General features: G+C 62.5%; 19 protein-coding genes. 4 read left to right on the top strand and 15 right to left on the bottom strand.

What is annotated here, in order from left to right:
• Nucleotides 1-9: 9 nt before the first annotated feature.
• From NO932_RS15225 to fliI, 3 genes are read right to left on the bottom strand one after another with little or no spacing between them, the layout of a single operon-like run.
• Nucleotides 10-345: an MmcQ/YjbR family DNA-binding protein gene (locus NO932_RS15225; protein ID WP_309208150.1), complete on the bottom strand. Its 336-nt coding sequence runs from the start codon at nucleotides 343-345 to the stop codon at nucleotides 10-12.
• A gap of 14 nt (nucleotides 346-359) precedes the next feature.
• Nucleotides 360-770, bottom strand: a complete 411-nt coding sequence (fliJ, locus tag NO932_RS15220; protein WP_309208148.1) for a flagellar export protein FliJ — start codon at nucleotides 768-770, stop codon at nucleotides 360-362.
• Nucleotides 771-799: 29 nt separating this feature from the next.
• The gene (gene fliI / locus NO932_RS15215; protein WP_309208147.1) at nucleotides 800-2128 is read right to left on the bottom strand and encodes a flagellar protein export ATPase FliI; all 1329 of its coding nucleotides are present in this window, start codon (nucleotides 2126-2128) and stop codon (nucleotides 800-802) included.
• Nucleotides 2129-2524: 396 nt separating this feature from the next.
• Here fliI and ctrA point away from each other — a divergent pair, with 396 nt between their 5' ends.
• A complete protein-coding gene (gene ctrA / locus NO932_RS15210; protein ID WP_309160186.1) occupies nucleotides 2525-3226 on the top strand; it encodes a response regulator transcription factor CtrA in 702 nt (233 codons plus the stop codon).
• 65 nt (nucleotides 3227-3291) lie between these two features.
• Here the strand turns inward: ctrA and NO932_RS15205 are convergent, their stop codons facing one another.
• From NO932_RS15205 to NO932_RS15190, 4 genes are all read right to left on the bottom strand, one after another.
• Nucleotides 3292-4083, bottom strand: coding sequence for a DUF2189 domain-containing protein (locus tag NO932_RS15205; protein WP_309208146.1), 792 nt, complete (start codon nucleotides 4081-4083; stop codon nucleotides 3292-3294).
• A 373-nt stretch (nucleotides 4084-4456) separates the two neighbouring features.
• Nucleotides 4457-4816 (bottom strand): response regulator, encoded by a 360-nt coding sequence (locus tag NO932_RS15200; RefSeq protein ID WP_309160188.1) that lies wholly within the window; start codon nucleotides 4814-4816, stop codon nucleotides 4457-4459.
• Between the two features lie 154 nt (nucleotides 4817-4970).
• Nucleotides 4971-5630, bottom strand: a complete 660-nt coding sequence (gene chpT, locus NO932_RS15195) for a histidine phosphotransferase ChpT (protein ID WP_309208145.1) — start codon at nucleotides 5628-5630, stop codon at nucleotides 4971-4973.
• Between the two features lie 135 nt (nucleotides 5631-5765).
• Nucleotides 5766-6266, bottom strand: a complete 501-nt coding sequence (locus tag NO932_RS15190) for a YHS domain-containing (seleno)protein (protein WP_309208144.1) — start codon at nucleotides 6264-6266, stop codon at nucleotides 5766-5768.
• Between the two features lie 119 nt (nucleotides 6267-6385).
• On the opposite strand from NO932_RS15190, the gene NO932_RS15185 reads away from it, so the two are divergent.
• The 3 genes from NO932_RS15185 to NO932_RS15175 all read left to right on the top strand — a co-directional run bounded on the left by NO932_RS15185 (nucleotide 6386) and on the right by NO932_RS15175 (nucleotide 9800).
• Complete coding sequence (locus tag NO932_RS15185) at nucleotides 6386-7000, top strand: DUF1134 domain-containing protein (RefSeq protein WP_375142767.1); 615 nt, start codon at nucleotides 6386-6388, stop codon at nucleotides 6998-7000.
• Between the two features lie 129 nt (nucleotides 7001-7129).
• On the top strand, nucleotides 7130-8266 hold the full coding sequence (locus tag NO932_RS15180) for a hypothetical protein (protein ID WP_309208143.1): 1137 nt from the start codon (nucleotides 7130-7132) through the stop codon (nucleotides 8264-8266).
• A 151-nt stretch (nucleotides 8267-8417) separates the two neighbouring features.
• A complete protein-coding gene (locus tag NO932_RS15175; RefSeq protein WP_309208142.1) occupies nucleotides 8418-9800 on the top strand; it encodes a dicarboxylate/amino acid:cation symporter in 1383 nt (460 codons plus the stop codon).
• 33 nt (nucleotides 9801-9833) lie between these two features.
• Here the strand turns inward: NO932_RS15175 and flhA are convergent, their stop codons facing one another.
• From flhA to NO932_RS15135, 8 genes are all read right to left on the bottom strand, one after another.
• Nucleotides 9834-11957 carry a flagellar biosynthesis protein FlhA gene (gene flhA, locus NO932_RS15170; RefSeq protein WP_309208140.1) on the bottom strand — a complete coding sequence of 708 codons (2124 nt, stop codon included), beginning with the start codon at nucleotides 11955-11957 and terminating at the stop codon, nucleotides 9834-9836.
• Between the two features lie 113 nt (nucleotides 11958-12070).
• Nucleotides 12071-13441, bottom strand: coding sequence for a sigma-54 dependent transcriptional regulator (locus NO932_RS15165; protein ID WP_309208138.1), 1371 nt, complete (start codon nucleotides 13439-13441; stop codon nucleotides 12071-12073).
• Nucleotides 13442-13460: 19 nt separating this feature from the next.
• On the bottom strand, nucleotides 13461-13748 hold the full coding sequence (fliN, locus tag NO932_RS15160) for a flagellar motor switch protein FliN (protein WP_309163716.1): 288 nt from the start codon (nucleotides 13746-13748) through the stop codon (nucleotides 13461-13463).
• A gap of 60 nt (nucleotides 13749-13808) precedes the next feature.
• Entirely contained in the window at nucleotides 13809-14435 is a 627-nt protein-coding gene (locus tag NO932_RS15155) for a FliH/SctL family protein (protein WP_309208136.1), read from the bottom strand.
• Nucleotides 14432-15511 (bottom strand): flagellar motor switch protein FliG, encoded by a 1080-nt coding sequence (gene fliG, locus NO932_RS15150; protein ID WP_309208134.1) that lies wholly within the window; start codon nucleotides 15509-15511, stop codon nucleotides 14432-14434. Before fliG ends, NO932_RS15155 begins: the two co-directional genes overlap by 4 nt.
• A 7-nt stretch (nucleotides 15512-15518) precedes the next feature.
• The gene (gene fliF, locus NO932_RS15145) at nucleotides 15519-17150 is read right to left on the bottom strand and encodes a flagellar basal-body MS-ring/collar protein FliF (protein ID WP_309208133.1); all 1632 of its coding nucleotides are present in this window, start codon (nucleotides 17148-17150) and stop codon (nucleotides 15519-15521) included.
• 268 nt (nucleotides 17151-17418) lie between these two features.
• Complete coding sequence (locus NO932_RS15140) at nucleotides 17419-17697, bottom strand: DUF1153 domain-containing protein (protein ID WP_014131558.1); 279 nt, start codon at nucleotides 17695-17697, stop codon at nucleotides 17419-17421.
• 169 nt (nucleotides 17698-17866) lie between these two features.
• The gene (locus tag NO932_RS15135; RefSeq protein ID WP_309208131.1) at nucleotides 17867-18598 is read right to left on the bottom strand and encodes a flagellar hook assembly protein FlgD; all 732 of its coding nucleotides are present in this window, start codon (nucleotides 18596-18598) and stop codon (nucleotides 17867-17869) included.
• Nucleotides 18599-18608: the final 10 nt, after the last annotated feature.

The raw sequence follows: 18608 nt of genomic DNA, 5'->3' as shown, positions 1-18608 counted from the left end.
ATTCTCACGCTATTGGGATTTATAGGCGGCGAGCTGCGTCTTTGTCGCCTTTTCGCGCCAAATCGTTTCAAACAACGACCGGAAGTGATCGGGGGCGAGGTTGTCGAGCCGGACGAGGACGTAAGGGTAATCGCGATAGTGGTCGGTGATGAAGAACAGATCGGGCTCGACCTCGAGGAGCATGTCGCGCTCGTCCATGCTGGGACGCTGAACGGCGATGATGCCGGGCTCGCGCAGGCGGAGGAGGAATTTGGTGCCGAGCTTGATGGCGGGGGTGCCGTAGCTGGTGGATTCGACCACGCCGGGGAAGGAGAGGGCGATGGCGACGAGCTCTTCCCAGGTCATCGCCGTGCCAGCGGTCAGCGCCGGTAGCGCAGGCGGCCGATCTCGTCGAATTCGGCCTGTTCGCGTTTGGCCTGCTCGTCTTTTTCCCGCTGGTGTTCGCGCGCGTCGAGCAGTTCGACCTTCTTGAGATCCTCGATGGCTTCGGCGAGTTCGTCCTGGGCGGCTTCGAGCTTGCCCTTCATGTCGCCGGCGGAGATCAGAAGATTGTCGCGGCGGGTGATGGCGGCCTTGGCGAAGGTGGAATAGGCGAAGTGCGCGACGTCGGAGATGCCGGTCTTTTTGTGCTCAATCTCGATCTGCTGGTCGAGCTCGGCGGCCATGCGCTCGAAATCGGCGATCATGGTCTCGATCTGGAGAACCTGGCGGCGCTTTTCGTCGACCTGAAACTTCTTCAACCGGATCAGGCTCGCGCTCTTGGACTTCATGACTTGCACTCCTTACTCATCAAGCCAACCTAGCCGTCCGCGCCGCCTGTTTCCAAAATCGTCGCCAGCAGATTGTAGCCGTCGGCGATAGTGGTGCGCTCATCCGAACGCTGGCTCAAAAACGCCTCCAGCGCCGGGTTGAGCGCGATGGCGCGGTCAACCTTGGGATCCGATCCTTTCCGGTAAGCCCCTAGCCGGATCAGTTCCTCCATGTCGGCGAAAACCGACATCAACTCGCGCGCCCTGCTCAGTGTGGGCCGGAAATCCTCCGGCACGCAGCCAGGCATGGTGCGCGACACGGATCGAAGCACATTGACGGCCGGATAGCGTCCCCGCTCGGCAATGGATCGCTCCATGACGATGTGACCATCGAGAATGCCGCGTACGGCGTCCGCAATGGGCTCATTGTGATCATCACCTTCCACCAAAACGGTAAATAGACCGGTAACGGAGCCGGAGTTGACCAGGCCCGGACCGGCCCGTTCCAAGAGGCGCGGCAGTTCGGTGAAGACCGTGGGCGGATAACCCTTGGCGGTGGGCGGCTCGCCGGTGGCCAGCCCGATCTCGCGCTGGGCCATGGCAAAGCGGGTGAGGCTATCCATCATGGCGAGGACGCGCTTGCCCTGATCGCGGTAATATTCGGCAAGGGTGAGGGTGAGATATGCCGCCTGACGGCGCATCAGCGCGGATTCGTCGGAGGTGGCGACGATGACGATGGCCTTCTTCATGCCCTCTTCGCCGAGCTGCTCGGTGATGAATTCCTGCACCTCGCGCCCGCGCTCGCCGATCAGGCCGATGATGGAGACATCCACATCGGTGTTGCGGGCGAGCATGGACATGAGCACCGACTTGCCCACGCCCGAGCCGGCGAAAATGCCCATGCGCTGGCCGTCGCAGCAGGTGGTGAAGGTGTTCAAACACCGCACGCCCAGATCGATGGGGTCGCCGACGCGGCCGCGGGCATGGGCGGGAAGGGGGAGGTTGCGCAGCCCGTATGGCGTGGGGCCGCGCAACAGCGGGGCGCCGCCATCGATGGCCTGGGCTTCGGCGTTGATGACGCGGCCGAGCCAGCTATCGTCGGGATAGACGGCGCCGTCATGGCCGGCAAAGACCGCCTTACAGCCGAGGCGCACGCCTTCCACCGGGCCGAAGGGCAGGCAGAGCGCGTGACCGTCGCGGAAGCCGATGATCTCGCAGGCGAGGTCGGGGCCGTTGGGCGTCTCGATCGAAACGCGTCCGCCCACGCGCAATTCGCGCACCGGGCCGACCACCTCGATCAAAAGGCCCTGCACGGCCCTGACGCGGCCGAACACCTCGATCTCGTCGATCGCCTCGATGTCTGAAATCAACGACTGCACACGGGGCCCTTAAGGAAGCGATTCGCACCTCTGTTGCGCCACATTGGTAACTCATCCTTAAGGTTATGGCGATATTGCCAGAAGTTGAGCAAAATTTTTCGCCGCGCCCTTGCGCGTGCGCTCTTTTCCCCCATAGCTTTGTTTCAGTGAGTCCCAAGAGTCGCTTGAAGGGCTTTCTTAACGTTGTGCATTAAGAAAAGTTCTGCCGATTTATCCTTATATTTCAATGCATTAACACCTTATTCAGTTAATGAAGCTCGCATATTGCCCGACTGAATTAAACTTTGTTAACTAATTACCGGTAGGTTCGAATCGTACCCAGTAGGGTTTGGTTAAGGGTCGCGGATCGATCCGGGCTCGGTCCCAGCAAGGGATGTGTTGGATAAGGGGATTGGCATGCGTGTGCTCTTGATAGAGGACGACAGCGCGACAGCGCAGAGCATCGAGTTGATGCTCAAATCCGAGAGTTTCAATGTGTACACCACCGACCTCGGTGAGGAAGGTGTCGATCTGGGCAAGCTCTATGATTACGACATCATTTTGCTTGACCTCAATCTGCCGGACATGAGCGGGTATGAAGTGCTGCGCACGCTGCGCGTTGCGAAGGTTCAGACCCCGATCCTGATCCTGTCCGGCCTCGCCGGCATCGAGGACAAGGTGCGCGGGCTCGGCTTCGGGGCCGACGACTACATGACCAAGCCGTTCCACAAGGACGAGTTGGTCGCCCGCATCCACGCCATCGTGCGGCGCTCCAAGGGGCACGCCCAGTCGGTCATCAACACCGGCGATCTATCGGTCAACCTCGACACCAAGACGGTCGAGGTGGGTGGCCAGCGCGTGCATCTGACGGGCAAGGAATACCAGATGCTCGAGCTGCTCTCGCTGCGCAAGGGCACGACACTCACCAAGGAAATGTTCCTCAACCATCTCTATGGTGGGATGGACGAGCCGGAACTCAAGATCATCGACGTGTTCATCTGCAAGCTGCGCAAGAAGCTCTCGGTGGCCACGGCCGGCAAGAACTACATCGAAACCGTCTGGGGCCGCGGCTATGTGCTGCGCGAGCCCGACGAAACCGAGATGGCCGAAAGCGCCTGATCGGCGCTTTAGCCAGAGTTTTGCAAGGTCCCGCGCGACAATCCCCGCGCGGGACCTTTCTTATTTCAAGGCACCAGCTTGCGGTAAAGGTGCCAGGTGGCGTGCCCGAGGATGGGCAGGGCGATCGCCAGTCCCACAAAGAGCGGGATCGAGGCAATCAGCAGGATCAATGCGACGACCGCGCCCCAGAGGAGAATGGGAACAGGGTTTTTGCCGAAGGCGCGCAGGGAGGTGCCGATGGCGCGCCCTGGACTTCCGCCCTTGTCGACGAGCAGGGGGAAGGCGATGACCGTGGTGGCCAGAACCACGAGGGCGAAAATCAAGCCAACCAGATTGCCCCAGAACAACAGGCTCCATCCCTGGGCCGTGGTCAGCGTTTCGGTGATCAACCCCATGAGGGTGGTGGGCGGGTCGATGGCGAAGTGGGCCTCGTAAATGGCTCCGGCGGCCGTTATCCAAAGAATGAAGAGAACGGCGAGCAGCAACCCGACCGCAGTCATCGAGCCGATGGCGGGGTGGTGCAGCACCGCCAGGGCATGGCGGGGGTCGTCGTCCTCGCCGCGTTCGCGGCGGCGGCTCAATTCGTAAAGCCCCAGAGCCGCGACCGGCCCGATCAGGGCAAAGCCGGCAGCCAAAGGGTAGAGCAGGGCAAAGGTCGCCCCGCCAGCGCTCCAGACCGCCAGTGCGATGCCGACGAGCGGGTAGATAAGAGCAATAAAGAGATAGTGCGAAGGATGGCGCCAGAAGTCGGCCGTCCCTTTGCCAAGGGCATCAAAGACATCGCCGGGCGTGATGGGGCGGACGGCGATATCGGCGTCGCTGGCATGTGCATAGGCTTGTTCGGGGTACACAGGCATACCTGGCCTCCTCGGTCAAAAGGAGCGCGGGGTGCCGTCACACTTCCCCCAAGGCGCGGGCACACCACGCCGTTCGAGGTATTGCCCAAAAGGGGCTCTACCCAATTTTGATCATAACTCGATTTTACGGAAAACGGGACCGGTTTTCACGCATATGTGTGGAAACGAGAGCGTTTCAGCTCTTCTTCGGCACGTTCCAATTGCTCCAAGTCTTTGCTTGGGCGCGCTTCCGAGCCGCGAAACGCTCGCTAGAGCATTTCCGCTTTTCTCCGAATCGCTTCAATGCTCTAAGTCCTTGTTCTGTCGCGTGTCCGAACCGCAAAACCGTTTCCATCCCCGGTCACGCCGCGGACATGCTTTTGCTGGACACGCTCTAGACATAGGACTGGAATTTGGCTTCCAGCATCGCATGATCGAAGGGTTTGAGCATGTGATCGTTGGCGCCGGCCTTGCGGGCCATGGCGATGTGGCCGATGTCGCGCTCGGTGGTGCAATAGACGACTTTGGGCTTGTCGCCGCCGGAATAACCGCGCAGGGCCTTCAGGAATTCAAGCCCGCTCATGATGGGCATCTGCCAATCGAGAAGGATCACGTCGGGCATTTCACGGGCGCATTTTTCATACGCCTCCTGCCCATCCTCGGCTTCATCGACGATGAAATCCATGGTTTCCAGAATGCGCCGCGCAACTTTGCGGATCACGCTGGAATCATCGACGATCAGGCAGGATTTCATGCTCCATCCCTCTAAAAGACAGGCGGGACGGCGCGAAGTCTAAAGCCATATTGGTTAGCGAATGGGTAATGGCGAGCGGTCACCCATTCACCCCTCGGTTCTCTGGCCACTACGACGAGTTAGAGGCGTACCCGTCAGCCGAACAGGTCGGCTTTCAGTCGATGTCGTGGGGCAGCGGGTCGGCGGTGAAGCGCAGGACGTCGCCGTCGAGGCTGAGATTGAGGCCCATGTGCGAAAGGCGGGCGAGGACGCCGGTGTAGAAGGGCTGGATGCCGCGCGCGTCCACGCTGCCATCCTCGGGGGTTCCGGCGATCAACCCCTGCACGGCATTGGGGATCAGGGTCTTGGGACCGGTGGCGGTGATGGTGAAGCTTTCGCGGCCCGCTTCCCCCTCGACCTCGACGGTCACCGTGCCGCCGCGCGGAACGCCGGCCACCGCGATCAGCAGCATGTTGAGCAGCAGCTTGGCCTTGTTCTTGGGCAGGAGCATGGGCGTGACCTTCCATTCAAGGTCTGCCTTTTCCCCGGCCATAAGAAGCGTCGCTACGCGATCGGCCTCACGGGTGTCGATATCGGTGCCGGCGGTGGAGGAGGCGCCGAAGGCGAGGCGGGCGAATTCGAGCTTGGCGCGGGCCTGGCGCGTCGAGTTCTCGATCAGCTCCTTGGCAAAGCCTTGCATTTCGGCCTGGGACGGATCGGCCAGCACTTCGAGCCCGTTGCCGATGGCGCCAACCGGGTTGATAAGGTCATGGCAAACGCGCGAGCACAGCAATGCGGCAAGATCGGCCGCTTCCAGTTCCACAATGCTCGTCATGGCCTTCTCGCCTTTCGCTCGGTTCGGCGGCTGATGCGCCGCGTCATTGTCACTCGAATCAATGTTCCAGCACTTTATAGTGCAAGTGCGGCAGGGCAACGCAAAGCTGCCCGCCGGAAGGCGGTTGCGCCCAATTTATTGGAGATGGGCGGAGCGGGAGTCCGGCAACTCGTCCCAATTGGCCGCGGCCTGGACCAGGGCATTGGCTGGGGACAGGTCGAAGGCTGCCCGGTTGCCGATTGAATAAAACAGCATCAGCCGCCCGCCGACGATGCGGAAAATCTGCGGATTGCCTTGGGAAAGGTGACCGCGCGCCATGGACATGGCGCAATGGCCGCCGAAAAGCGGAGCGTAAACCTCCGGGGCGCGCGCGAACACATCGCGGTTGGCCGCCGAGGAAAAATACCAGGTGACCCCACTCCATTGCAGTTCGTAAAGCGGGCTGCCCTGGATGGCGGCGTCCTCGGTGAAATAGGCCACAGGATCGTAGCCGGATATGGCGACACCGGTCAGCACGTTGGTGACAATGGCTTTTTCCCGGGCCAGGGCAGGGGCGGCCAGCAGAACGAGAGCGAGGACGCAGAAAGTCGCGTAAGACTTTGTAAGGGTTAAGATTTGTTTACCAATTTGCCGCATTATCGCTTCATGAACCGCTATGCTGTTGGGGGCGGACCGGTCGATTCTAGCGCAGGGGCCGTTTGGCCTTGGTTAACCGGGCACGCATATCGCGATACCGAACGCGAGGGAGCATTAACGTGAGCATCAATCGCCTTTTGGCGGCACTGGTTCTTTCCCTGGGCCTTCTGTCCACGGCCGCGCCGGCTCATGCCCAGGCGCAGCTGCCGGCGCAAGGCCCGGTGCAGACCCAGCAAGGCGGGTCCTTGTCGGAGACCTATTCCAGCGACGAAATTCTCACCGCCGGCCATCAGTTCTTCGGATCGGTGGCCCAGGGCCTGGCATCGGTGATCGAACAGGCCTTCGAACAGTACGGCCAGCCCAACGCCTATATCCTGGGCCAGGAGGGAGGCGGGGCATTGTTCATCGGCGCCAAATATGGCGACGGGACCATGTACACCCGCAATGCCGGCACCCATCAGGTGTTCTGGCAGGGACCGAGCCTGGGGCTCAATATCGGTGCCGACGGCAGCCGGGTGATGATGCTGGTCTATAACCTTCCCGCGGTCGAGGCGATCTACGATCGCTATCCGGGTGTCGAGGGATCGATCTTTGCCGTTGGCGGCATCGGCATGACGGCGCTCAAGCTCAACGATGTCTATGTGGTGCCAATCAGCTCGGGCGTCGGGCTGCGGGCCGGGGTTGCGGTGGGGTATCTCAACTTCACCCGCGAACCCACGTGGAACCCATTCTGAACCCTGCGAGTTCGCACAGAAGCGAAGTCCCAGTGGACGCCATGCCATAGCTGTGAGATGACGGCGCGATTTCGATCGCGTAAAGTTGTCGCCACGGGCTTTGTCAGGCTTCCCGGCGGGGAGAGGCATATGGTCATCGAGAATGCAATGTATCTGGCGCTGGGCTTTCTTGCCGCGACGCTGATTGCAATCGGCATCGGGCCGGCTTTCTGGCGTCGTGCGGTGCGATTGACCAAGCGCCGCATGGAGGCGGTGACGCCGGTGACCCTCGCCGAATTCAGGGCCGACAAGGACAAGCTGCGGGCCGAATTCGCCATTACGTTGCGCAAGCATCAGCTCAAGATCGAGGCGCTGCGCGAGCAGATCGCCCAGCGGGTCGTTGCGCTCGATGCCGCCAATATCGAGCTTGCCGCCCTGCGCAGCGAACGCGACGAGCAGTTCAGCGCCATCGAGAGCCTTACGGCACGCGAGCAGGAACTGGTGGCGCGCATCCGCGATCTCGAACGCGATTCGGCGGCGCTTGCGGCGCGGCTGCGCCAGGCAGATGTCGATCTTACCGATATCGATCCTTCGCTGGTGCCCGAAGCCGTCGAGCCGGTGAGCGCCGAACAATTGACCGGGGACTATCGCGCCGATGTGGAGGATCTTCTGACGGCGCTCAATATTGAGCGGCAGCGCAATTCCTATCTCGAAGACCAGACGCGCATGCTGCTGGCGCGGCTCGAAAAGAAGAAAAAGAGCGGGCTCAAGGACGAGGCTATCGCCATGCTGCGCGATACGCTCGCCAAGAACGACCCCGAAAGCGAGGCGCGGGTGGAATTGCGCCGTGCCGAGGCGCGGATTTCGGGGGCCGAAAGCCGGCTCAATGCCCTGCTTGCCGAAACGGATGCGGCGCCGGCCGGCCCGGCCAAGACCGACGGACAGCCCCGCCTGCTGGCGGAAGACTTTTCCCAACAGGAGCAGTCCGCCCGCATCGAGGCGAGCGTTGCCGGACTGCAGGAGACGATCATGAACGATTGGGAAACCGAACGTCTCGATGCACAGGCGCTGCGCGAGCGGCTGCAGACCATTGCATCGGACGTCTCGAGACTGGTCTATGCGGGCGACGCCGAAGATGAGCCGGAATTGACCGAGAGCCTGTTCGACAAGGTGCGCAAATTCGCCGACGGGTTCGAAGTGGAGGAACTGTCCGCGCCGGCCGACACTACCGGGAGCGGCCCGGTTGCCGACCGCATCCTGGCGCTGCGGGATCGTACCGCTTACTAATTTTTCCACGCGACAGCGAAACGGTGGGACGATATTCCGCCGCCTTGGCTGGGCGCAGTACAGCGGAACCTTGGCGTTTTGCGCCTCGAGGCGTAGATTCTTGCCCAATCCTTATGCACTGCGCGCAATGCGCAGTCATCGATGCGAGGCAATGATGTCATCTACGACTGCAATTTCAGCAAGGCGGCCGCGCGGGCCGTTCTACACATCCTTCGGCTTCCAGGTCCTGGCCGCGCTCGTCATCGGCCTCGTGCTCGGCTTGATCGCGCGCCAGATGGGACCGGGCGCGGATGGGCCCAACTGGCTGACCCAGACGCTTTCGACCGTCGGGTCGAGTTTTGTGTCCCTGCTGCGCACCATCGTGCCGGTGCTGATCTTTACGGCCATCGTGGCCTCGATCGCCAATCTGCGCGAGCTCAACAATGCGGCGCGGCTGGTCTGGCAGACGCTGCTGTGGTTCGCGATCACAGCGCTTATTGCCGTCGTCATCGGCATTGCGCTGGGGCTGATCATCCAGCCGGGGCTCAATACGGCGGTGACGGAAGCTGCGGCGCGGGCGCCCTCGCGTACCGGCTCCTGGCTCGATTTCCTCACCGGGCTGATCCCGGCCAACATCTTCGGGCTGCAGGCTTCGACCTCGCTCAACGATAGCGGAGCATCGACCAGCCTGAGCTTTAACGTGCTCCAGATCCTGGTGATCTCGATCGCCGTGGGCGTCGCCGCGCTCAAGGTGGGCGATGCGGCCGAGCCGTTCCTGGCGCTCAACCGCTCGTTTTTGAAGGTCATCCACAAGCTGCTGTGGTGGATCATCCGCCTGACCCCGATCGCGACCGTGGGCCTGCTGGGCAATGCGGTGGCCGTCTATGGCTGGGATACGCTGGCCCAGCTCGGCTGGTTCGCGGCGGCGATCTATATCGGGCTGGCGCTGGTGCTGCTGATTGTCTATCCGGCGCTGCTGTCGGTGCACGGGCTCAACCCCATCCGCTATTTCCAGGGGGCCTGGCCGGCGATCCAGTTCGCTTTCGTGTCGCGCTCATCGGTCGGCACCATGCCGATCACCGAGCGGGTGACTGAAAAGAACCTGGGCGTGCCGCGTGAATATGCGAGCTTTGCCGTGCCGCTCGGCTCAACCACCAAGATGGACGGTTGCGCCTCGATCTATCCGGCGATCTCGGCGATCTTCGTGGCGCAGTTCTTCGGCATCGATCTCGGGCTGCAGGAATATCTGCTGATCGTCTTCGTCGCCGTGATCGGCTCGGCCGCGACGGCTGGCCTCACCGGCGCTACCGTCATGCTGACGCTGACGCTTTCGACCCTGGGGCTGCCGCTTGAAGGCGTTGGTCTGCTGCTGGCGATCGACCCGATCCTCGACATGGGCCGTACGGCGGTCAACGTCGCCGGGCAGGCGCTGGTGCCCACCATCGTCGCCAAGCGCCAGGGCATCCTGGACCAGGCGGTCTATGATACCACTGAGGATATCGAGGCTCTCGATGCGAGCCCGGCCCCGGCCGCAAGGCCGGTGGCGGCGGAATAAAGGAAAGGGGCCCGATCGGGCCCCTTTTTTGTTTCAGATGCTGCCGACCGTCCGCAGCCGGACCCGGGGATGAACCTCGTTCTGGCTCATCACCACCGTCTGTGGCCGGAAGCGCTCGATGATGGCGCGGACGTGGGGGCGGATATGGGGCGAGGTGATCAGCACGGGGATTTCGCCCATCTGGGCGGCGTTCTCGAAACCGTTCTGGATGCCGGCGATGAATTGCTGGAGTTTGGACGGCGCCATGGCGAGATGGCGTTCCTCGCCTTCACCCACCATGGCTTCCGCGAAATCGCGCTCCCAATTGGGTGAGAGGGTCAGGAGCGGCAGATTGCCATCCATGCCCAGATTGGCGGCGCAGATCTGGCGGGCGAGGCGGGCGCGGACATGCTCGATGATCTGGCTCGTGTTGCGGGCGCTGCCGGCGATTTCGGCGATGCCTTCGAGTATGGTCGGCAGGTCGCGGATCGAGACGCGTTCGGCGAGCAGGCCCTGGAGCACGCGCTGAATGCCGGAGACCGAAATCAGCGAGGGGACGATGTCCTCGACGAGTTTCTGCTGGTCCTTGTCGAGTCCCGAGAGCAGGGACTGGACGTTGGCATAGCTTAGAAGGTCGGCGGTGTTGGCCTTGAGCACTTCGGTCAAATGGGTGGAGATCACCGTCGAGGGGTCGACGATGGTGAGCCCCTGCACCTCGGCTTCGTCGCGCAGAGCGGCATCGATCCAGGTGGCGGGCAGGCCGAACGTGGGCTCGACCGTGTGCTGGCCGGGCAGGGTGATCTTGTTGCCGTAAGGGTCCATGACCATGAGCTGGTTGGCATGGACCTCGCCGTGGCCGGCCTCGACTTCCTTGATCTTGATCTTATAGACGCTGGGCTCGAGCTGCATGTTGTCGAGGATGCGCACCGAAGGCATCACGAAGCCAAGCTCGGTGGCAAGTTGGCGGCGCAGCGCCTTGATCTGCTCGGTCAGCCGATCGGTGCCGGAATCGTCCTCCTTGACGAGGCTCAGCAGCCCGTAGCCGAGTTCGAGCTTGAGTTCATCGATCTTGAGGCTGTCGGTGATCGGCGCTTCGGTGGGGTTCGCGGCTGCCTTGGCGACCTGCTCCACGGCTTGAGCCTTGGCCACTTCGGCCTGCTGCGCCTTCTGCCGCTTGGAGGTGGTCCAGGCGAGATAGCCGACCGCGCCGCCCAGGGTCACGAACGGGATGAGCGGCATGCCGGGGACGAGGGCCATGAGGAACATAACGCCCGAACTCATGCCCAGCGCCACCGGATAGGAGGTGAACTGGGTGGTCAGCGCCTTGTTGGCAGAACCGGTGACGCCGGCCTTGGAGACAAGGATGCCGGCGGCGGTCGAAACGATGAGCGCCGGGATCTGGCTCACCAGGCCATCGCCGATGGTGAGCAGCGTATAATTGTTGGCGGCTTCTCCGATGGGCAGGCCCATCTGCAGCGTACCGATGATGATGCCGGCGATGACGTTGATGAAGGTGATGAGCAGGCCGGCAATGGCGTCGCCGCGCACGAATTTGCTGGCGCCGTCCATGGCGCCGAAGAAGGAGCTTTCGTCCTCGAGGTTCTTGCGGCGGGTGCGGGCTTCGTTTTCGTCGATGAGGCCAGCCGACAGATCGGCGTCGATGGCCATCTGCTTGCCGGGCATGGCGTCGAGGTTGAAGCGCGCCGCGACTTCCGCGATGCGGCCCGAACCCTTGGTGATGACGACGAAATTGACGATCAGCAGGATCGCGAAAACGATGATCCCGATGACGAAATTGCCCTTGGTGATGAAGTTGCCGAAAGCTTCGATCACCTGGCCCGCGGCGTGGACGCCATTGTGGCCTTCGGCCAGGATGAGGCGGGTCGAGGCAAGGTTCAGAGCCAGGCGCAGCATGGCGGAAACCAGCAGCACTGTGGGAAAGGAGGTAAATTCGAGCGGCGTCTGGATGAACAGCGCCGTCATCAGGATCATCACCGAGAAGACGAACGAGATCGTCAAAAGGATATCGAGCAGGATCGCCGGCATGGGCAGAACCAGCACGGCGAGAATGGCCACAACGCCAATCGCCAGCCCGGCGTTGGACTGGCGGATAACCTCGAAGATGTCATTAAGGCGGCCCATCGGAATGCCGGAACGGGCGGGGGCGGTGTCGGTCATGGTCTGCCGGGTGGTTTGCGATGGTGCGGTCTGGCGGGGCGCGGCGGCGCTTCCCACGCCACGGTTCGCGCCCGCAAGGGGCGGAGGCGCGGGCGGGAGGGGCGCCGCTACGCTCATGCGGCGCTAATGCGGGGCTCGCCGGGGGCTGGGATATTGGCGCCCTCATCGGCGTATTGATTGAGCTTGTTGCGCAGCGTTCTGATCGAAATGCCCAGGATATTGGCCGCATGCGTGCGGTTGCCCAGGCAATGGCTGAGCGTATCGAGGATCAGATCGCGCTCGACATCGGCCACCGTGCGTCCCACCATCGAGCGGGAGACCGCTTCGGCGGCCTGGGCGGCCTGGCTGGCGAGGGAGTGGCTGGCGACCGCCTCGGCCAGCCCCGTACCATCGGGCATGCGGATGGCGTCGGGCTCGATGACGTTGCCCTCGGAAAGCAGCACGGCCCGGTGGAGAGTGTTTTCAAGCTCGCGGACATTGCCCTGCCAGGGCGCCTTGAGCAGCTCGTCGCGCGCTGCCTGGGAAAGCACGCGCTGGGTGAGCCCGTTTGCCGCCGAATAGCGGGCGACGAAATGCTCGGCCAAGGCGACGATATCGCCGGGACGTTGCCTCAGGGGCGGGAGCTTGAGGTTGACCACGTTGAGGCGGAACAAAAGGTCCTCGCGGAAGCGCCCTTCCTTGACTTCGACCGCCAGGTCGCGGTTGGAGGTGGCAAGGATGCGGATATTGACCGGCACCGGCCTTGTGCCGCCGACGCGGTCGATCACCCGTTCCTGAATGGCGCGCAGCAGCTTGGCCTGCAGGCGGAAATCCATTTCCGAGATTTCATCGAGCAGAAGCGTGCCGCCATTGGCCTCCTCGAATTTGCCGATGCGGCGCGCGACGGCTCCGGTGAAAGCACCCTTTTCGTGCCCGAACAGTTCGGATTCGAGCAGGTGTTCGGGGATGGCGGCGCAGTTGATGGAGATGAAGGGGCGGCTGGCGCGCTTGGAGCGGGCATGAAGGTATTTGGCCATCACCTCCTTGCCGGTGCCGCTTTCGCCGGTGATGAGCACGGAAGCGTCCGAGCCGGCAATCTGATCGGCGAGTTTCACGACCTTGGCCATGGCCGGATCGCGGTACAGGAGATCGGAATTTTCCCGCGCCACGGCGGCGATCACGGCGGCGATCAGCTCGGCATCGGGGGGGAGGGGGATATATTCCTTGGCGCCGGCGCGGATCGCGTTGACCGCCGCCGCCGCATTGGTCTCGGTGCCGCAGGCGACAACCGGAATGTGGATGCGTTCGGCTTCGAGGGCGGCGATCAGGGCCGGGATATCGACCATCACATCGACCAGCAGCAGATCGGCGCCCTTGCCCGAGCGCAGGGTTGCGAGCGCAACATCGATGGTTGCCGCATGGGCGACCTTGGCGCCGCCATCCATGGCCATCTTGGAGGCCTGGCTGAGTTGTCCCTCGAGAGCACCGATGATGAGTAAGCGCATTGTCTAATTCTCCCCGGAACTAACCGGCTTTGATGATTTCGGTCATGGTGACGCCCAGGCGCCCCTCGACCAGGACGATCTCGCCGCGGGCGACGAGACGGTCGTTGACATAGATGTCGATGGCCTCGCCCACCTGGCGGTCGAGTTCGACCACGGTGCCGATATCCATCTTCAAAAGCTTGGCCACCGGCATCTTGGTGCGGCCCAGGACCACCGAGAGGCGGACGGGAACGTCGAAGACCGCTTCGAGATCGGATGCGGATTTTTCGCCGGCAGCGGTTTCGCCGCTGTCGATGTCCGCAAGCATTTCCTCAAAGGAGATGCCGCCGGGAGCGGTGTGGATGTCGTCGTCGCCATTGGCCATGGATCAGTCTCCCTGCTTGGCGCCGCGGGCCGCGAGATAGGCGGAGATGCGGGTGTTGATTTCACTGGAAATGGCGTTGATGTCGCGCACAAGCCCGCCATCGGCCCATTCGAGACGTCCATCGCCGAGCCGGATGTCGGGATCGCCCAGAACGACGAGGCGACCCGCAAATCCCGAAACCTTCACGCGCTCCTCGGCAATCGTCTTGACCGCGTCGCAGAGATCGGGATGGCAGCGGATCACCAGATGCGGGGCGTTCTCCAGCGAGGCCATGCATTCCCCGATCAGCGCGGCGATTTCGGCCTGGGGCTGGCGGGCTAGCAGGTGCGCGGCCAGCTTGCGGCCCACCGAAGCGGCGAGTTCGACCGATTGGGCGAGGTGCCGCTGTTCGTAGGCTTCGATGGTTCCGACCATCTCGGCAACCTGGACGGCGAGCTTTTCAGCCGATTTGGCGAGAGCGGTGGCCGATTGCGCCTCGACGGCCTTCTGCCCTGCGGCCACGCCCTGGCGATAGCCTTCCTCGCGGGCGGCAGCGAGAAGCTGGTTGAATTCGTCCTCGGGCAGCACCTTGTTGGCGGGCGGCTTGCGGGCGAGATCAAGGTCGAAGGTGAATTTGTGGGCGACGCTCACAGGACCATCTCCTCATCGGCCTTGCCCTTGTTGATGACGATCTCGCCGCGCGCCGCCAGATCCTTGGCGGTGTTGACAAGGCGGGCCTGGGCCTCGTCCACGTCCTTCAATCGCACCGCGCCCATGCCTTCCATGTCGTCGCGCATCATGCCGGCGGCGCGGGCGGACATGTTGGCAAAGAAGAAGTCACGCGCCTGATCCGATGCGCCCTTGAGGGCGAGGGCCATTTCGCGCTTGTCGAAATTCTGCAGGAGCGTCTGGATGGCCGCGGATTCGAGGCGGGTGAGGTCGTCGAAGGTGAACATCAGCGCCTTGATGCGCTCGGCGCTGTCGCGGCTGAGATCTTCGAGCGCGGTCATGAAGCGCGCCTCGGTCTGGCGGTCGAAGGCGTTGAAGATATCGGCCATCTGCTCATGGCTGTCGCGGCGCTGGGTGTGGGAGAGCGTCGACATGAACTCGGTGCGCAGGGTGGATTCGATCTTTTCGAGGATTTCCTTTTGCACCGGATCGATCGAGAGCATGCGCTGGACGACGTCCATGGCCAGTTCTTCGGGCAGGACGGAGAGAACGCGGGAAGCATGATCGGGCGTGATCTTGGTGAGCACCACGGCGATGGTCTGGGGGTACTCGTTCTTGAGATAGCTCGCGAGGATGTCTTCCTGAACGTTGGAAAGCTTTTCCCAGATGTTACGGCCGGCAGGGCCGCGGATTTCCTCCATGATCTGCTCGACCCGATCCTGGGGCAGGAAGGAGAGCAGCAGGCGTTCGGTGGTGTCGGTATTGCCCGCCATGGTGCCGGTGGAGGAGACGCCCATGATGAACTCGGCCAGAAGTTCATCGAGCATTTCCTGGGTGATGGGGCCCAGGCGCACCATGGCGCGCGAGAGCACGCGGATCTCGATCTCGTCGAGCTCTTCGAGGATGGGACGGCCAAAATCGGGGCCGAGCGCCAAAAGTAGGGCAGCGGCCTTTTCGTCGCCGCGCATCTCGCGCTGGGTCGCGTCTGCTCCCACCTGAATTCCCTGCCGCATGGGATCGGTGGTCAGTGAAGCGTTTGAGGGTTCGGTAAGCGCCATAATCGTCCTATGCCGCTTCGCTCAACCAGTCGCGCACGATGAGCGAAGCCTGTTTTGGATTTTCCTCGACGAGTTCGCCGACCATCTTGAGGGCCTTGACCTGGGATTCGCCCAGGGACTTGGCTTGCTCCAGCCAGGCTTCGGTCGCCATTTCCCGGGCGCGGGCAAGGGCCGCGGGGTCTTCCTCGGGCTCCTGATATTCTGCCGGAACGCTGGCGGCGGGGGGCAGGGCAAGGGGTTGAGGTTCGGGCGTGAGCACCTTCTTGACCAGAGGACGCATCACAAAGAGCACCAGCGCCAGGGCGATCAGCAGGGTGACGGCCATTTCGGCAAAGCGCATCAGGTCGGCCTGGGTGAATTCGAACAGACCCGGGGCCTCGGTGCCCGCTTCGATGCCGGGGCGTTCGGCAAACTGCATGTTGACCACTTCGACCTGATCGCCACGCGACTCGTCATAGCCCATGGCCGTGCGCACCAGCGCGGTGATCTGGTCGATCTCTTCCTGACTGCGGGGCTCGTAGGTGGCCGTGCCGGCTTCGTCATAGGTGTAGATGCCGTCAACGACCACGGCGACCGAAAGCCGTTCGATACCGCCGGCCTCGGTGACCTGGGTCTCGGTGGTCGAGGAAATCTCGTAGTTGAGGGTTTCTTCGAGCGAAGACGAGGAATGCTGGGTGCCGCCGGCGCCGTTGGTGCCCTGCTCGCTTGCGCCGGGCAATTCGTTGGCGACGGTCACTTCGCCCGTATTGCCGGGGCCGGTGGACTGGTCGCCCGATTCCACCAACTGGGAGGAGCGCACGACCTGGCCTTCGGGATCGAAAACTTCGGACGTACGGGTGGAGCGGTTGAGATCGAGTTCGGCGGCAACCTGCACGCGGGCCCGGCCCAGGCCGACGACCGAAGCCAGCAGTTCTTCGATGCGGGTGCGCATCCGGCTTTCGATGCCCAGGGTGCGTTCCTCGAGCGCCTGGGCGGTGACGGAGATTTCGCCTTCGCCAGAACCGGAGGCCAGAAGGGTGCCGGAGCTGTCGACGATCGAAACCGAATTGGGCGAAAGTCCCTCGATGGCCGAGGCGACAAGGTGCTGGATGGCACGGATTTCGCCGGACGAAAGCTGGCCGCGGACGGTGAGAACGATGGAAGCGGAAGGCTCCTGGATGTCGCGGCGGAACAGTTCGCGTTCGGGCAGGACAAGGTGCACACGCGCGCTCTGGACGCGTGAAAGCGCGCCGATGGTGCGGGCCAGTTCGCCTTCGAGGGCCCGGATGTGATTGATGTTCTGAACGAAGCTGGTGGCGCCGAGCGTCGATTGGTTGTCGAAGATTTCGTAGCCGACCTGACCGCGGGCCGGCAGGCCATCCTGGGCCAGCGACATGCGGATGGTGGTGATCTGGTCGCGCGGGGCCAGGATCGTCGCGCCCTCGGAGCGGATCTCATAGGGCGTGCCCATGACGCCCAGCGCCTCGATGATGGCCGCCGAATCGTCGAATTCGAGATTGGTGTAGAGCGGGGCGAGCTGGGGAGCGGTCGAGCGGACGATGATGAAGGCGAAAAAGCCGATGAGCATGACGGCGACCACCGCCATGGCGGCAATACGTGCCACGCCGAGCTTGCCCAGCAATTCCCCCAACTGATTCACGCGGCGCCCTCTGCCCGATACGTCTAGATATGCGGGCAAACCAAATCGCCGAGCCCACTGGGCAAAATATGCCTAGCGTATGGTAAACAAGGTGTTAACCGGCTCTATCATAATGCAAAAAACCGGCAAATCCTGCCGGTTTGGGGTGAACGGGGCGTGGATAGGCTGGGGAAAATCTTAACGAAGCGCAGAAACACAAAACCCGTCACGCGGGGCGCGACGGGTTTTGGAGATTGATGCGCATAAAGCGGGGGTGGAGGAGCGTGGCTCAACCTTCCCGGTAGTGCTGAATCCAAGTGGTGCGCAGGCCGGCAAGGCCGTGTTTGTCGATGGCAGCCTGCCAATTGAGGAATTCATCGACACTGAGGGTATAGCGCTCGCAAGCCTCTTCGAGGCTCAGGAGCCCGCCGCGAACGGCGGCCACGACCTCGGCCTTGCGACGGATAACCCAGCGCTTCGTATTGGGCGGCGGAAGATCGGCGATGGTCAGCGGACTGCCATCGGGCCCGATCACGTACTTTACGCGCGGACGCATCTGTACGGTCATTTTACTCTCTACTCAACCTGACCATAACCAGAGTTCACACTAACGCGTGTGGCTTAAAAATTGGCTAAGCGGAAACTTACAACCAGTTAATAAGACATGCAGAATGCCATCGCAAAACGCGAGGCATGCGGGCGCAGTGCGAGCAAAATCAAGGAGATAGGATAAAAGGCTAGGCCGCTTCCGCTTCGGGATTGGGCTCTTGGTTGCCGGGGTCTTCGGGATCGGGGTCCTGGGCGGGCGGCGGCATATCGGCGTGCACGGCGGTGACCGAGGAAAGCGGAATGCGCAGGTCGCCGATGATGAGATAGGGCTCGGTGCCGCTGACATCGACCCCCTCGACGATACCCATCATCTCGGTCGTGACCGGGACATATTGGCCGTTTGTGTTGCGGGCATCGATGGTGATGGTGAAGCGGCCGGAGGTGAGCTTTTCACCGGTGTTGGTGGTGCCGTCCCAGACGATGCGGTCCGTGCCGGCCTTGAGCGACAGGGACTCGGTATAGACGGTGTTGCCGTTGGCGTCCTTGATGGTGACGGTGGTGTTTTCGGCGGGGTTTTCAATGCGGTAGATCCAGCTCGCCGAGCCGTCGACCAGATCGGTGGAAGCGCCCGAGGCGGTGACGGTCTTGCCGACATAGCCCACCGCCTGGGAATTGGTCGAGTTCTGGGATGACTGCATCATCGCCTCAAGGAACTCGTTGGTCTTAAGCTGTTGTTCCACCGAAGTAAATTGCACGAGCTGCTGGGTGAACTGATTGGTGTCGAGCGGTTCGAGCGGGTTCTGGTTCTTGAGCTGGGTGATCAGCAGTTGCAGGAAGGTATCGAAATTGTCGGCAATGGTCTGGCGCGAGGAGCCCAGGCTCGATCCGCTCGAGGTGGTGTTGGAAACTGCGTCGACCATTGTCTAATTC

Origin of the sequence: Pelagibacterium sp. 26DY04, from assembly GCF_031202305.1 — a bacterium.
Classification (GTDB): domain Bacteria; phylum Pseudomonadota; class Alphaproteobacteria; order Rhizobiales; family Devosiaceae; genus Pelagibacterium.
Note: the sequence above shows the minus strand (reverse complement) of the source record. Positions and strands in the feature narration are given on the sequence as shown.

Bases quoted from the DNA above. Each gene is read 5' to 3' on its own strand.
- NO932_RS15225 (WP_309208150.1), bottom strand. From the start codon at position 345: ATGACCTGGGAAGAGCTCGTCGCCATCGCCCTCTCCTTCCCCGGCGTG.
- fliJ (WP_309208148.1), bottom strand. From the start codon at position 770: ATGAAGTCCAAGAGCGCGAGCCTGATCCGGTTGAAGAAGTTTCAGGTC.
- ctrA (WP_309160186.1), top strand. From the start codon at position 2,525: ATGCGTGTGCTCTTGATAGAGGACGACAGCGCGACAGCGCAGAGCATC.
- NO932_RS15205 (WP_309208146.1), bottom strand. From the start codon at position 4,083: ATGCCTGTGTACCCCGAACAAGCCTATGCACATGCCAGCGACGCCGAT.
- NO932_RS15200 (WP_309160188.1), bottom strand. From the start codon at position 4,816: ATGAAATCCTGCCTGATCGTCGATGATTCCAGCGTGATCCGCAAAGTT.
- chpT (WP_309208145.1), bottom strand. From the start codon at position 5,630: ATGACGAGCATTGTGGAACTGGAAGCGGCCGATCTTGCCGCATTGCTG.
- NO932_RS15190 (WP_309208144.1), bottom strand. From the start codon at position 6,266: ATGCGGCAAATTGGTAAACAAATCTTAACCCTTACAAAGTCTTACGCG.
- NO932_RS15180 (WP_309208143.1), top strand. From the start codon at position 7,130: ATGGTCATCGAGAATGCAATGTATCTGGCGCTGGGCTTTCTTGCCGCG.
- NO932_RS15175 (WP_309208142.1), top strand. From the start codon at position 8,418: ATGATGTCATCTACGACTGCAATTTCAGCAAGGCGGCCGCGCGGGCCG.
- flhA (WP_309208140.1), bottom strand. From the start codon at position 11,957: ATGACCGACACCGCCCCCGCCCGTTCCGGCATTCCGATGGGCCGCCTT.
- NO932_RS15165 (WP_309208138.1), bottom strand. From the start codon at position 13,441: ATGCGCTTACTCATCATCGGTGCTCTCGAGGGACAACTCAGCCAGGCC.
- fliN (WP_309163716.1), bottom strand. From the start codon at position 13,748: ATGCTTGCGGACATCGACAGCGGCGAAACCGCTGCCGGCGAAAAATCC.
- fliG (WP_309208134.1), bottom strand. From the start codon at position 15,511: ATGGCGCTTACCGAACCCTCAAACGCTTCACTGACCACCGATCCCATG.
- NO932_RS15140 (WP_014131558.1), bottom strand. From the start codon at position 17,697: ATGACCGTACAGATGCGTCCGCGCGTAAAGTACGTGATCGGGCCCGAT.
- NO932_RS15135 (WP_309208131.1), bottom strand. From the start codon at position 18,598: ATGGTCGACGCAGTTTCCAACACCACCTCGAGCGGATCGAGCCTGGGC.